The 14,115-nt window shown below is 64.3% G+C and carries 14 protein-coding genes; all 14 read left to right on the top strand.

Features of this window, described 5'->3' with window-relative positions; genetic code table 11:
- The first annotated feature begins 1 nt into the window (after position 1).
- The 14 genes from P0086_RS12470 (at position 2) to P0086_RS12535 (ending at position 14,092) form a co-directional block, all read left to right on the top strand.
- The gene (locus tag P0086_RS12470) at positions 2 to 904 is read left to right on the top strand and encodes a hypothetical protein (RefSeq protein WP_275785854.1); all 903 of its coding nucleotides are present in this window, start codon (positions 2 to 4) and stop codon (positions 902 to 904) included.
- A 10-nt stretch (positions 905 to 914) separates the two neighbouring features.
- A complete protein-coding gene (locus P0086_RS12475; RefSeq protein ID WP_112595420.1) occupies positions 915 to 1,694 on the top strand; it encodes a succinate dehydrogenase iron-sulfur subunit in 780 nt (259 codons plus the stop codon).
- A gap of 196 nt (positions 1,695 to 1,890) precedes the next feature.
- Positions 1,891 to 2,442: an AprI/Inh family metalloprotease inhibitor gene (locus P0086_RS12480; protein WP_112595418.1), complete on the top strand. Its 552-nt coding sequence runs from the start codon at positions 1,891 to 1,893 to the stop codon at positions 2,440 to 2,442.
- Positions 2,443 to 2,484: 42 nt separating this feature from the next.
- Complete coding sequence (gene zapE, locus P0086_RS12485; protein WP_275786187.1) at positions 2,485 to 3,666, top strand: cell division protein ZapE; 1,182 nt, start codon at positions 2,485 to 2,487, stop codon at positions 3,664 to 3,666.
- 180 nt (positions 3,667 to 3,846) lie between these two features.
- Positions 3,847 to 4,809: a malate dehydrogenase gene (gene mdh, locus P0086_RS12490; protein WP_097141215.1), complete on the top strand. Its 963-nt coding sequence runs from the start codon at positions 3,847 to 3,849 to the stop codon at positions 4,807 to 4,809.
- Between the two features lie 30 nt (positions 4,810 to 4,839).
- A complete protein-coding gene (gene sucC / locus P0086_RS12495; RefSeq protein WP_112595414.1) occupies positions 4,840 to 6,033 on the top strand; it encodes an ADP-forming succinate--CoA ligase subunit beta in 1,194 nt (397 codons plus the stop codon).
- Positions 6,034 to 6,051: 18 nt separating this feature from the next.
- Positions 6,052 to 6,957, top strand: coding sequence for a succinate--CoA ligase subunit alpha (gene sucD / locus P0086_RS12500; RefSeq protein ID WP_112595412.1), 906 nt, complete (start codon positions 6,052 to 6,054; stop codon positions 6,955 to 6,957).
- Positions 6,958 to 7,111: 154 nt separating this feature from the next.
- Positions 7,112 to 10,108, top strand: coding sequence for a 2-oxoglutarate dehydrogenase E1 component (locus P0086_RS12505; RefSeq protein WP_112595410.1), 2,997 nt, complete (start codon positions 7,112 to 7,114; stop codon positions 10,106 to 10,108).
- Between the two features lie 15 nt (positions 10,109 to 10,123).
- Positions 10,124 to 10,423 carry a YciI family protein gene (locus P0086_RS12510; RefSeq protein WP_112595408.1) on the top strand — a complete coding sequence of 100 codons (300 nt, stop codon included), beginning with the start codon at positions 10,124 to 10,126 and terminating at the stop codon, positions 10,421 to 10,423.
- 52 nt (positions 10,424 to 10,475) lie between these two features.
- Complete coding sequence (gene odhB / locus P0086_RS12515; RefSeq protein WP_148150112.1) at positions 10,476 to 11,720, top strand: 2-oxoglutarate dehydrogenase complex dihydrolipoyllysine-residue succinyltransferase; 1,245 nt, start codon at positions 10,476 to 10,478, stop codon at positions 11,718 to 11,720.
- A gap of 12 nt (positions 11,721 to 11,732) precedes the next feature.
- The gene (locus P0086_RS12520; RefSeq protein WP_148651556.1) at positions 11,733 to 12,146 is read left to right on the top strand and encodes an MAPEG family protein; all 414 of its coding nucleotides are present in this window, start codon (positions 11,733 to 11,735) and stop codon (positions 12,144 to 12,146) included.
- A gap of 42 nt (positions 12,147 to 12,188) precedes the next feature.
- The gene (locus tag P0086_RS12525) at positions 12,189 to 12,830 is read left to right on the top strand and encodes a LysE family translocator (protein ID WP_275785868.1); all 642 of its coding nucleotides are present in this window, start codon (positions 12,189 to 12,191) and stop codon (positions 12,828 to 12,830) included.
- A gap of 27 nt (positions 12,831 to 12,857) precedes the next feature.
- A complete protein-coding gene (locus P0086_RS12530; protein WP_275785870.1) occupies positions 12,858 to 13,343 on the top strand; it encodes a hypothetical protein in 486 nt (161 codons plus the stop codon).
- Complete coding sequence (locus P0086_RS12535; protein ID WP_275785873.1) at positions 13,340 to 14,092, top strand: SDR family oxidoreductase; 753 nt, start codon at positions 13,340 to 13,342, stop codon at positions 14,090 to 14,092. Before P0086_RS12530 ends, P0086_RS12535 begins: the two co-directional genes overlap by 4 nt.
- Positions 14,093 to 14,115: the final 23 nt, after the last annotated feature.

A 14,115-nucleotide genomic window follows, 5' to 3' on the forward strand; every position in this document is an offset into this window, starting at 1 on the left:
CATGTCTCGATATCAAGGGACCGGAGATTTTTTACAGGAAGTGGAGCCGATTACTCGGCTCTATCCTCTTTTCCCTAGCCTTGATTTCGATTCTGCATTTGTCAACGCGGCTTGGCCGATTGCGCTTTGCTCCTCATACCCTGCTGAACTAAAAGAAAGGCTTCTGGCCGCGCTCATTTCACTTCAGTTTGGCCTTAAATCTGTGGATTACACTCGCAAGAACTATGTGCACGAATTTGAAGATGAGGAAGCTTCTCGAGAAGATGTGAAAATTGCCTCTTTCTTAAAAGAGAGTCATTCCTTCCTTTACCTGCTGGTAGAAGAACTCACGCATCACGAAGATGGAACCGTTGGTCGCATACTGGCTGAATTCGCGCTTCTGAGGCAAGAATTTAGCTTTTTACAGTTGCTGGCAATTGCAAATCGCGGCGCTTTATTCGAGGGGCTTGTGGTTGCGAGGATGCAAATCGAGCAGCTTGCGTGGATATGCGCTGTTGATCGTGAGCCCGACCCAGAGAAGGCGCGAAGAATCCAAGCGCAATCTTCCCTATCGAAACTTAAGCGCATAGAGCCGCGCGTTGGAAAGTTGTACGGCTATTTAAGCGATCATGCACATTGGAGTTATGGCGCCCACGTTCGCGCGCTGTTGTCGAAAGACGAAAGGCTCGGCGTCTTATTCGCGTCGGTTTATCACAAGATCGAACTATATATGGTCATGCTTTCAATCTGCGAGGTGCAGATGAAAGTAATCTTCAATATCCGAGCCTCAGAGATCGGCGCGTTGGCCCAAGCGGAGCAATATGAGCAAAGACGGAAAACTATCGCTAGAGAGATAGAGGCCTTCCACAAGATGCTCAAGTCGAGACTGGTCAACGTAAAACAAGAAGTGTCTCAAGACATATAGGTAACGTCCAATGGTTGAACTCGCTCTTCCCAAGAACTCGCAGATCACCGAAGGCAAGGTCTGGCCGAAGCCGGCCGGCGCCACCAACACCCGCGAGTTCCGCGTCTACCGCTGGAGCCCGGACGACGGCAAGAACCCGTCGATCGACACCTTCTATGTCGATATCGACGACTGCGGCCCGATGGTGCTGGACGCGCTGCTCTACATCAAGAACAAGATCGACCCGACGCTGACCTTGCGCCGCTCCTGCCGCGAGGGCATCTGCGGTTCCTGCGCGATGAACATCGACGGCACCAACACGCTCGCCTGCACCAAGGGCATGGACGAGGTGAAGGGTGCGGTGAAGATCTATCCGCTGCCGCACATGCCCGTCGTCAAGGATCTGGTGCCGGACCTGACGCACTTCTACGCCCAGCACCGCTCGATCGAGCCCTGGCTGAAGACGGTGTCGCCGACGCCGGCCAAGGAATGGAAGCAGAGCCACGAGGACCGCCAGAAGCTCGACGGCCTCTACGAGTGCATCCTGTGCGCCTGCTGCTCGACTTCCTGTCCGAGCTACTGGTGGAACGGCGACCGCTATCTCGGCCCCGCCGTGCTGCTGCAGGCCTATCGCTGGCTGATCGACAGCAGAGACGAGGCCACCGGCGAGCGCCTCGACAACCTCGAGGACCCCTTCCGCCTCTATCGCTGCCACACGATCATGAACTGCGCCCAGGCCTGCCCGAAGGGTCTGAACCCGGCCAAGGCGATCGGCGAGATCAAGAAGATGCTGGTCGAGCGGCGGCTCTGACCCGTCACGGAAACTCTGCCAATGCCGGGCCTTGCGCCCGGCATTTTCATATGGGGTTCCCGGCTCCTGTTGGGCGGCGTGTCCAGGCGACGCGGCGAAACATGATGGCTAACACTTGATTTAAACCGTCGATTCACGGTAATCCGCCATGATTGTCGCGTATCCACAGCATCGACGAAGGGGCAGGAGTTTCGACATGCGGATTGTACAGGTGGCAGGCGGACTGATGATGGCGCTTGCGCTGGCAGGCTGCCAGCGGACTTCGATGGGCGGCATCGACACGCAGCCGGCAGCGCCGCTGCAGCCCGCACCGGTCGGCACCGTCTCGTCCAGCCAGCTTCCCGATCCCTCCACCAGCACCACCGGCGCTTCGCAGTTCCCCGCCGCCCCCACCACCGACACCGCCATGGCGACGCCGGGCGCAGGCGGCGTTCCGGGTGCCGATGCCGGCGCGTCGGCCGCGGCGATGGACGTCAAGAAGGAGGCGATGGTCGGCAACTGGCGCGTCAGCAACGGCCCGACCTCCTGCGACATGTTCCTGACCCTGACCAATCTCGGCTCCGGCTCGCGCGGCGGTACCCGCGGCTGCGCCGGCGAACTGACGCAGATGGGCTCCTGGGAAGTGGCCGGCAAGCAGGTCGTCCTGAAGAACCGCGACGGCAACGAGATCGCCCGTCTCTACCGGACCGCCGACTCGCGCTTCGACGGCTCCACCAGCGGCGGCCAGCCGATCAGCCTGTCGCGCTGATCCGACGAAAACCATCCCTCACGGAGATCGTCTGTCGTGCCCATGAAGCAGGATTGGGACAAGGTCTCCGCCTATCCGGAACACGGCGTCACCGACAAGCTGATGGCGAAGGTGGCCGCAGGCGAGATGCAGCCCGATCCGCTGCAGGCGGCGATGGCGCAGCGGTTCGACGCGCTGCTCGAGGCCATCCAGGCGCAGCGGCCGGCGCGCAAGTCGAGCGCGCTCGGCTGGTTATTCGCGACGCGCAAGCCCGAGAAATCCGCAGTTCCGCGCGGCCTCTACATCCATGGCGGGGTCGGGCGCGGCAAGACCATGCTGATGGACCTGTTCTTCTCGCTCGTGCCGATCAAGCGCAAGCGGCGGGCGCATTTCCATGAGTTCATGGCCGATGTGCACGACCGCATCCACCAGCATCGGCAGAAACTGAAGAACGGCGAAACCAAGCAGGCCGATCCGGTGCCGCCGGTGGCCGAGGCGCTGATCGCCGAGGCGCGGCTTCTGTGCTTCGATGAGTTCTCGGTGACGGACATCGCCGATGCGATGATCCTGTCGCGGCTGTTTTCGGAGCTGTTCGCGCGCGGCTGCATCCTGGTCGCGACCTCGAATGTCGAGCCCGACAATCTCTACAAGGACGGCCTCAACCGCGGCCTGTTCCTGCCTTTCGTCGATCTTCTCAAGAAGCACGTCGACATCGTCGCGCTGGATTCGGGGACGGACTACCGGCTGGAGAAGGACGAGGGCCTGCCGGTCTTCCGGCATCCGCTCGGTGCGGAGGCGGACCGGGCCATGGACAAGGCCTGGGAGCGGGAGACGGCAGGGGCCGTAGCGGCGCCCGCGACGATCGGCTTCCGGGGGCGCAAGATCGCCGTGCCTGCGGCGGCCGGACGCGCGGCGCGCTTCTCCTTCGCGGACCTGTGCGAGAAGCCCATGGGGGCGGCCGACTATCTTGCGGTCCTTCAGCGCTACGACACGATCTTCCTCGACCACATCCCCCTTCTCGGTCCGGATCGGCGCAACGAAACGAAGCGCTTCATCAACCTGGTCGACACGATCTATGACCACGGCGCCCGCCTGTTCGCCTCCGCCGCCGCGGCGCCGGAGAGCCTGCTCGTCGCCAAGAAGGGGACCGAGGGTTTCGAGTTCGACCGGACGGTTTCCAGGCTGATCGAGATCAGAAGCGTCGAGTACGCGGAGAACCATCGGCGCAATGCTGCTGAATTATGACGATCTCGCGACGGAAATTCTTACGTTTACGTAAGAATTTTGAGTTCTAACCGATTGAAATACCTGGGTCGGAAAGTATTAGTTGATATTTAAGGCTTTGGGCGCTAATCCGTTTGCCCGGACGGCCCGGACGTTTGCGACGCTGGCCGATCGGAGATGGATCGCAAAGGAAGCACTTTCATGGCGCGCAAGAAGATCGCACTTATTGGTTCTGGAATGATCGGTGGCACGCTGGCGCATCTCGCCGGCCTGAAGGAACTGGGCGACATCGTCCTGTTCGACATCGCCGACGGCATTCCGCAGGGCAAGGGTCTCGACATCGCCCAGTCCTCGCCTGTCGAAGGCTTCAACGCCTCGCTCACCGGCGCCAGCGACTATGCGGCGATCGAGGGCGCGGACGTCTGCATCGTCACCGCCGGCGTCGCCCGCAAGCCGGGCATGAGCCGCGACGACCTGCTCGGCATCAACCTCAAGGTCATGGAACAGGTCGGCGCCGGCATCAAGAAGTATGCCCCGAACGCCTTCGTGATCTGCATCACCAATCCGCTCGACGCGATGGTCTGGGCGCTGCAGAAGTTCTCCGGCCTGCCGAAGAACATGGTCGTCGGCATGGCCGGCGTGCTCGATTCGGCCCGCTTCCGCCTGTTCCTGTCGGAAGAATTCAACGTTTCCGTCCAGGACGTCACCGCCTTCGTTCTCGGCGGCCATGGCGACACGATGGTGCCGCTCGCCCGCTACTCCACCGTCGCCGGCATCCCGCTGACCGATCTCGTCAAGATGGGCTGGTGCACCCAGGAACGCCTGGAGCAGATCATCCAGCGCACCCGTGACGGCGGCGCGGAAATCGTCAGCCTGCTGAAGACCGGCTCGGCCTATTATGCGCCGGCCGCATCCGCCATCGAGATGGCCGAATCCTTCCTGAAGGACAAGAAGCGCGTGCTGCCGTGCGCCGCCTATCTCTCCGGCCAGTACGGCGTGAAGGACATGTATGTCGGCGTGCCCACCGTGATCGGCGCCGGCGGCGTCGAGCGCGTCATCGAGATCGACCTCAACAAGAACGAGCAGGAAGCCTTCGACAAGTCGGTCGGCGCCGTCGCCGGCCTGTGCGAAGCCTGCATCAACATCGCTCCGGCGCTGAAGTAATCGCTTCGGCCAAGAGAGAGGAATTTTTCCATGAACATCCATGAATATCAGGCCAAGGCTCTGCTGAAGGGCTACGGCGCACCGGTCGCCGAAGGCGTGGCCATCCTCAAGGTCGAAGAGGCCGAGGCCGCCGCGAAGAAGCTTCCCGGGCCGCTCTATGTCGTCAAGAGCCAGATCCATGCGGGCGGCCGCGGCAAGGGCAAGTTCAAGGAACTCGGCCCCGACGCCAAGGGCGGCGTTCGTCTCGCCAAGTCGATCGACGAAGTCGTGGCGCATGCCAAGGAAATGCTCGGCAACACGCTGGTGACCGCGCAGACGGGCGAGGCCGGCAAGCAGGTCAACCGCCTCTACATCGAAGACGGCGCCGACATTGCCCGTGAGCTCTACTGCTCGCTGCTGGTCGACCGCTCTGTCGGTCGCGTCGCCTTCGTCGTCTCGACCGAAGGCGGCATGGACATCGAAGCGGTCGCCCACGACACGCCGGAGAAGATCCACACGATCGCGATCGATCCGGAAGCCGGCGTCACCGCAGCCGACGTTGCCGCGATCTCCAAGGCACTCGAGCTGACCGGCGCTGCCGCCGAAGACGCCAAGGCGCTGTTTCCGGCGCTCTACAAGGCCTTCGGCGAGAAGGACATGGCGCTGCTCGAGGTCAACCCGCTGATCGTCATGCAGAACGGCCACCTGCGCGTTCTCGACGCCAAGATGTCCTTCGACGGCAACGCGCTGTTCCGTCACGACGACGTCAAGGCGCTGCGCGACGAGACCGAAGAGGATGCCAAGGAAATCGAGGCCTCGAAGTGGGACCTCGCCTATGTCGCGCTCGACGGCAACATCGGCTGCATGGTCAACGGCGCCGGCCTCGCCATGGCGACGATGGACATCATCAAGCTCTACGGCAAGGAGCCGGCGAACTTCTGCGACGTCGGCGGCGGCGCCGGCAAGGAGAAGGTCGCGGCGGCCTTCAAGATCATCACCGCCGACCCGAAGGTCGAGGGCATCCTCGTCAACATCTTCGGCGGCATCATGCGCTGCGACGTCATCGCCGAGGGCGTCGTCGCGGCGGTTCAGGAAGTCGGTCTGAAGGTTCCGCTCGTCGTTCGCCTCGAAGGCACCAATGTCGAGCTCGGCAAGAAGATCCTCAACGAGTCGGGTCTGGCGATTACGGCTGCCGACGATCTCGACGACGCGGCGAAGAAGATCGTCGCGGCGATCAAGGCCTAATCCGGAAGGACCGAAAGAATGTCTATTCTCGTCAACAAAGACACCAAGGTTCTCGTTCAGGGCCTGACCGGCAAGACCGGTACCTTCCACACCGAACAGGCACTCGCCTACTACGGCACCAAGATGGTCGGCGGTATCCACCCGAAGAAGGGTGGCGAAACCTGGTCGTCGGGCGTCGACGGCACCGTGCTGCCGATCTTCGCGAGCGTGGCCGAAGCCAGGGAAAAGACCGGCGCCGACGCGACCGTGATCTACGTTCCGCCGGCAGGCGCAGCCGAAGCGATCATCGAGGCGATCGACGCCGAGATCCCCTTCATCACCTGCATCACCGAGGGCATCCCGGTGATGGACATGGTGCGCGTGAAGGCTCGCCTCGACCGCTCCAAGTCGCGCCTCCTCGGCCCGAACTGCCCGGGCATCCTGACGCCGGAAGAATGCAAGATCGGCATCATGCCGGGCTCGATCTTCCGCAAGGGTTCGGTCGGCATCGTTTCCCGCTCGGGCACGCTGACCTATGAAGCGGTCTTCCAGACCTCCAACGAAGGCCTCGGCCAGACGACGGCGGTCGGCATCGGCGGCGACCCGGTCAAGGGCACCGAGTTCATCGACGTGCTGGAGATGTTCCTGGCCGACCCGGCCACGACCTCGATCATCATGATCGGCGAGATCGGCGGCTCGGCCGAGGAAGACGCGGCCCAGTTCCTGATCGACGAAGCCAAGAAGGGCCGCAAGAAGCCGATGGCCGGCTTCATCGCCGGTCGCACGGCGCCGAAGGGCCGCACCATGGGCCATGCCGGCGCCGTCGTTTCCGGCGGCAAGGGCGACGCGGAATCGAAGATCGCGGCCATGGAAGCGGCCGGCATCAAGGTTTCGCCGTCCCCGGCACGTCTCGGCAAGACCCTCGTCGAAGTCCTGAAGGGCTGAGACTGACGATCGAAGGCGGTCGGCCGATGGCCGGCCGCCTGTTCCTGCCGCCTCACTCGTCAACGAGGACGGGATGTCGGGCGGGCGTTTCTCCCGGGCGCTTCTTCCGGGGCGGATTACAGTCAGGAGGCGGGCGCGGCGCCCGCGAGCGACCATGGCAAGACAAGACGCCAACGAACAGTTTCAGGTGACGTCGTTCCTCGACGGTGCGAACGCTGCCTATATCGAGCAGCTCTACGCGCGCTACGAGCAGGATCCCTCCTCGGTGGCGCCCGAATGGCAGGGGTTCTTCAAGTCGCTCGACGACCGGCCGGCCGATATCCTCAAGGCGGCCCAGGGCGCGTCCTGGAAGAAGAAGAACTGGCCGATCGCCGCCAATGGCGAGCTCGTATCGGCGCTCGACGGCGACTGGGGCACGGTCGAAAAGGCCGTTGAAAAGAAGATCGTCGCCAAGGCTGAGGCCGCAGCGGTTGCGACCGGGGTGCCGGTGAACGCCAGCGACGTCCAGCAGGCGAGCCGCGACAGCGTCCGCGCCATCATGATGATCCGCGCCTACCGCATGCGCGGCCACCTGCATGCCAAGCTCGATCCGCTCGGGCTCGCCGATCCGGTGGAGGACTATGACGAGCTGTCGCCGAAGTCCTATGGCTTCACGGAGGCCGACTACAGCCGCCCGATCTTCCTCGACAACGTGCTCGGTCTCGAATACGCGACCATCCCGCAGATGATCGAGATCCTCGAGCGCACCTATTGTTCGACGCTCGGCGTCGAGTTCATGCATATCTCCGATCCCGAGATCAAGGCGTGGATCCAGGAGCGCATCGAAGGTCCGGACAAGGGCGTCGACTTCACGCCGGAAGGCAAGAAGGCGATCCTGCAGAAGCTGATCGAGGCGGAAGGCTTCGAGCAGTTCATCGACGTCAAGTACAAGGGCACCAAGCGCTTCGGCCTCGACGGCGGTGAATCGCTGATCCCGGCGCTGGAGCAGATCATCAAGCGCGGCGGCCAGGAAGGTCTGAAGGAAATCGTTCTCGGCATGGCCCACCGCGGCCGCCTGAACGTGCTGTCGCAGGTGATGGCGAAGCCGCACCGGGCGATCTTCCACGAGTTCAAGGGCGGCTCCTATGCGCCCGACGACGTCGAAGGCTCGGGCGACGTGAAGTACCACCTCGGCGCTTCCTCCGACCGCGAATTCGACAACAACAAGGTCCACCTGTCGCTGACGGCGAACCCGTCGCACCTGGAGATCGTTAACCCGGTCGTCATGGGCAAGGCGCGCGCCAAGCAGGACCAGATGGCGACGGTCTTCGAAGGCGACATCATTCCGCTGCGCGAGCGCGTGAAGGTGATGCCGCTTCTCATCCACGGTGATGCGGCCTTTGCCGGCCAGGGCGTGATCTCGGAGATCCTCGGACTGTCCGGCCTGCGCGGATACCGCGTCGCCGGAACGATGCACGTCATCATCAACAACCAGATCGGCTTCACCACCAATCCGGCCTTCTCGCGTTCGTCGCCGTACCCGTCCGACGTCGCCAAGATGATCGAGGCGCCGATCTTCCACGTCAACGGCGACGATCCGGAAGCGGTCGTCTATGCCGCCAAGATCGCCACCGAATACCGGATGAAGTTCCACAAGCCGGTCGTGATCGACATGTTCTGCTACCGCCGCTTCGGCCACAACGAAGGCGACGAGCCGGCGTTCACGCAGCCGAAGATGTACAAGGCGATCCGTGCCCACAAGACGGTCGTGCAGATCTACGGCCAGCGCCTGATCGACGAAGGCCTGATCACCGAGGGCGAACTGGAGAAGATGAAGGCCGACTGGCGCGCGAACCTGGAGCAGGAGTTCGACGCCGGCCAGTCCTACAAGCCGAACAAGGCCGACTGGCTGGATGGCGTCTGGTCGGGCCTGCGCACGGCCGACAATGCCGACGAGCAGCGCCGCGGCAAGACCTCGGTGCCGATGAAGCAGCTGAAGGAAATCGGCCGCAAGCTCTCCACCATTCCGGAGGGCTTCAAGGCACACCGGACGATCCAGCGCTTCATGGACAACCGCGCCCAGATGATCGAGACCGGCGAAGGTCTCGACTGGGCGATGGGCGAGGCGCTCGCCTTCGGTTCGCTCGCCGTCGAAGGCACGAAGATCCGCCTCTCCGGCCAGGATTGCGAGCGCGGCACGTTCTCGCAGCGCCATTCGGTGCTCTACGACCAGGAGACCGAGGAACGCTACATTCCGCTGGCGAACCTCTCGCCCACCCAGGCGCGCTACGAGGTCATCAACTCGATGCTCTCGGAAGAAGCGGTGCTCGGCTACGAATACGGCTACTCGCTGGCGCGGCCGAACGCGCTGACGCTGTGGGAAGCCCAGTTCGGTGACTTCGCCAACGGTGCGCAGGTCGTGTTCGACCAGTTCATCTCGTCGGGCGAACGCAAGTGGCTGCGCATGTCGGGTCTCGTCTGCCTCCTGCCGCACGGCTATGAAGGCCAGGGGCCGGAGCATTCGTCGGCCCGGCTCGAGCGCTTCCTGCAGCTCTGCGCGGAAGACAACATGCAGGTCGCCAACGTCACGACGCCGGCGAACTACTTCCATATCCTGCGCCGGCAGATCAAGCGCGACTTCCGCAAGCCGCTGATCATCATGACGCCCAAGTCGCTGCTGCGCCACAAGCGGGCGGTGTCGAGCCTGTCGGAACTCGCCGGCGAAAGCTCGTTCCACCGTCTCCTGTGGGACGACGCCGAGGTGATCAAGGACGGCCCGATCAAGCTGCAGAAGGACGCCAAGATCCGCCGCGTCGTCATGTGCTCGGGCAAGGTCTACTACGACCTGCTCGAGGAGCGCGAGAAGCGCGGCATCGACGACGTCTACCTGCTGCGTCTCGAACAGCTCTACCCGTTCCCGGCCAAGGCGCTCATCAACGAGCTGTCGCGCTTCCGCCATGCGGAGATGGTCTGGTGCCAGGAAGAGCCGAAGAACATGGGCGCCTGGTCGTTCATCGACCCGTATCTGGAGTGGGTGCTGGCCCATATCGACGCCAAGCACCAGCGCGTCCGCTATACCGGCCGGCCGGCGGCGGCCTCGCCGGCGACGGGCCTGATGTCCAAGCATCTGGCCCAGCTGGCGGCGTTCCTCGAGGATGCGCTCGGCGGCTAAGGGGAGGGTGGCGCGATGGCATATTTTCACCTGAGACTCGTGCCGCCGCGCCCCAGCTTCCCGCATGATGCGACGGAGCCGGAGATGAAGGCCATGGACCGTCATGCAGACTACTGGCGCGAGAAGGCTGCGGCCGGCACGGCAATCGCCGTCGGCCCGGTCTTCGAGGGCGAAGGCGCCTGGGGGATGGCCGTCGTCGAGGTGGGCGACGCCGAGGCGGCCCGCTCGCTCGCCGACGCCGATCCGGTGATCCTTGCCGACATCGGCTTCCGGTTCGATATTGCGCCGATGCCGACCCTGATTCTCCGGTCGTAACACGCCGGTTCCGCAACAGAATTCAACCATTCAACATTTCAGGACTTGAACAATGGCTACTGAAATCCGCGTACCGACCCTCGGCGAATCCGTCAGCGAAGCGACCGTCGGCACCTGGTTCAAGAAGGTCGGCGACACCGTCAAGGCGGACGAGCCGCTCGTCGAGCTGGAAACCGACAAGGTAACCGTCGAAGTGCCGGCACCGGCCTCGGGCGTCCTGTCGGAGATCGTTGCGCCGAACGGCGAGACGGTCGGCCTCGGGGCACTGCTCGGCCAGATCGCCGAGGGCGCCTCGGCAGGTGCTGCCCCCGCCGCAAAGGCTGCCGAGCCGGCGCCTGCGCCCGCGCCTGTGGCAGCAGCCGCACCGGCCGCCGCTGCGGCACCGGCAGCTTCCTCCTCCATGCCTCCGGCGCCGGCGGCCGCCAAGATGCTCGCCGAGAACAACCTTTCGGCAGACCAGGTCGACGGCTCCGGCAAGCGCGGCCAGGTGCTGAAGGGCGACGTGCTCGCCGCCGTCGCCAAGGGCATTTCCGCGCCGGCAGCCCCGGCGGCTCCGATCCAGATCCAGGCGCGTGCACCGTCCTCCGAGGCGGATGCGCCGCGCGAGGAGCGGGTGAAGATGACGCGCCTGCGCCAGACGATCGCCAAGCGCCTGAAGGATGCCCAGAACACGGCCGCCATGCTCACCACCTACAACGAGGTGGACATGAAGGCGGTCATGGACCTGCGCGCCAAGTACAAGGACATCTTCGAGAAGAAGCACGGCGTGAAGCTCGGCTTCATGGGCTTCTTCACCAAGGCGGTCACGCATGCGCTGAAGGAACTGCCGGCGGTCAACGCCGAGATCGACGGCACCGACATCATCTACAAGAACTTCTGCCACATCGGCATGGCCGTCGGCACCGACAAGGGTCTCGTCGTTCCGGTCATCCGCGACGCCGATCAGATGTCGATCGCCGAGATCGAGAAGGAACTGGCACGCCTGGCCAAGGCTGCCCGCGACGGTTCGCTGTCGATGGCCGACATGCAGGGCGGCACCTTCACCATCACCAACGGCGGCGTCTACGGCTCGCTGATGTCGTCGCCGATCCTGAACGCGCCGCAGTCGGGCATCCTCGGCATGCACAAGATCCAGGAGCGCCCGGTGGCGATCGGCGGCCAGGTCGTCATCCGCCCGATGATGTATCTGGCGCTCTCCTACGACCACCGCATCGTCGACGGCAAGGAAGCCGTGACGTTCCTGGTCCGGGTCAAGGAAAGCCTGGAGGATCCGGAACGCCTCGTCCTGGACCTGTAAGGATCGCCCGGGATGGACGCCGCAGCGCTTGCCGCCTCACCGTTTCTCACGCTCGTGGCGTGGAGTGCGGCGCTGCTCGTCGTCCAGGTGATGCTGCAGGGGGCGCTGGCCACCCATGAACGCGGGGCGGACTGGAACGCCGGCCCGCGCGACGGCGAGGCCAAGCCGCTCGGCAAGCTCGCCGGGCGGGTGGAGCGGGCCTCGGCCAACCTGCGCGAGACCTATCCGGCCTTCGTCGGCCTGGCGCTTGCCCTTGCCCTTGCCGGCGATCCTTCCGGCTGGGGCTACAACGGCGCGCTCCTGTGGTTTGCGTGCCGCCTTATCTACATACCGCTCTATCTCGCGGGCATCGCCTATGTCCGCTCGCTGATCTGGCTCGGCTCGCTGGCCGGGCTCTTCATGATGTTCGCTGCCCTCGTATTGTGATCGACGCGCCGCGCCCGCCGATCGGGCGCACCGGAGACTGGGATGCACACCTATCTGATCGAGCTCGCTTCTTTGATGGCGATCTTCGCCTTCGCCATCGTCTCCCCCGGCGCCGACCTCGCCATGGTCATGCGCCAGTCGATCGTGCACGGCAGGCGGTCGGCGATCATTACCTCGTTCGGCATCGGCGCCTCGCTGATGTTCCACGTCAGCTACACGATCCTCGGCCTCGGCCTCTTGATCTCCCAGTCGATTTACCTCTTCAACATCGTCAAGTGGTGCGGCGTCGCCTATCTCGTCTATATCGGCGTGAAGGCCCTGCGCGCCGGCCGGACGGAGATCGATGCCCCGGCGGCGTCCGGCGCTGCGGACGGCAAACGGCAATCGGCGCTGCGGGCCTTCGGCCTGGGTTTCATGGCGAACGCGCTGAATCCCAAGGCGGTGTTCTTCTTCCTGTCGATCTTCTCCAGCGTCGTCAGCGTGCATACGCCGATGACCGTGAAGCTCGGCTACGGGCTGGTGATGGCGACGTGCCTGATCTCCTGGTTCATCGGCGTGTCCCTGTTCATGACGACGCCCCGGATGCGGGCGGCGTTCTCGCGCGCCAGCAAGTGGATCGACCGCACGAGCGGGGTGGTCTTCATCGCGCTCGGCATCAAGCTTGCGACGGAACGGGCCGGTTGATCCATGCGCGTCCGCGGCCCTTTCCTGATGGCATCGGTCCTGTCGCTCTCGGTTTCGGGCACAGCCCTGGCTGCGAAGTGCCCGCAGGCGCAGGCGATCTATGCGGATCGGGACGGGGTCTACGAACTCGCCTTCGAGCCGGTCGGTTCCGAGGCAGCCGTGGTCAGCCACCTCTTCAAGATCCGGCTGGCGAAGGGCGATCTCTTCCTGAACGGCCACATCATGCCAGGCGACGAGGTGGTCCGGTCGAACGGAATGATCATGCACAACTGCCCGACGGGTGACGTGACCGGCGAGGAGATCGCCGCCTGCACCGTCTGGGAAGGGGTGATCTATCCGCTCGGCGCGGACGGCGAAATCGGCGAGGCGGTGCCGGAGGCAGACGCGGAGGCGGCAGATCGCCTGCTGCTTGCGGGCTTCGGTCCGGCGCTGCGTTATTCCAATGCCTGGGAAGAGAAGAAGCTCACCACCGTTCCCTGGGACGTGCTGGCCTACAAGGAGTGTGCGCAATGATCGACAGTCCCGTGCTGCTCGTGACCGGCGGAAGCCGCGGCATCGGCGCCAGCGTCTGCCGGCTGGCGGCGGCGGCCGGATGGCAGGTCGCGGTCAACTATGCCTCCAATGCCGAGGCGGCCGAAGCGGTGGTCGACGACATCCGCAAGGCCGGCGGGTCGGCGATCGCGGTGGAAGGCGATGTCGGCAGCGAAGCCGGGCTCGCCTCCATCTTCTCGACGGTGGACGGGACGTTCTCGCGCCTCGACGGTCTCGTCAACAATGCCGGGATCGTGGGCCTTCCGGCGCGCGTCGACGAAATCAGCGTCGAGCGCCTCGACCGCATGTTCGCGGTCAACGTCATCGGCTCCATCCGCTGCGCGCAGGAAGCCATCCGCAGGATGTCGACGCGCTATGGCGGCCGCGGCGGCGCGATCGTCAACATATCGTCCATGGCTGCGGTACTCGGCTCGGCGGGGCAGTATGTCGACTATGCCGCGAGCAAGGGGGCGATCGAGAGCTTCACGATCGGGCTTGCACGCGAGGTCGCGGCCGAAGGCATCCGCGTCAACCTGGTGCGTCCCGGCATCATCGACACCGACATCCACGCCTCCGGCGGGCTGCCGGACCGGGCGCGCGAGATGGCGCCGGCCATTCCCATGCAGAGACCCGGAACGCCCGACGAAGTGGCGCAGTCCGTTCTCTATCTACTCTCCGACGCGGCATCCTATGTCACGGGTGCCGCCCTCAACGTCAGCGGCGGCCGGTAGGCCGTCCGCGCTCAGGAAGGATA

Source organism: Mycoplana sp. MJR14 (genome assembly GCF_029210525.1).
Lineage (GTDB): Bacteria > Pseudomonadota > Alphaproteobacteria > Rhizobiales > Rhizobiaceae > Mycoplana.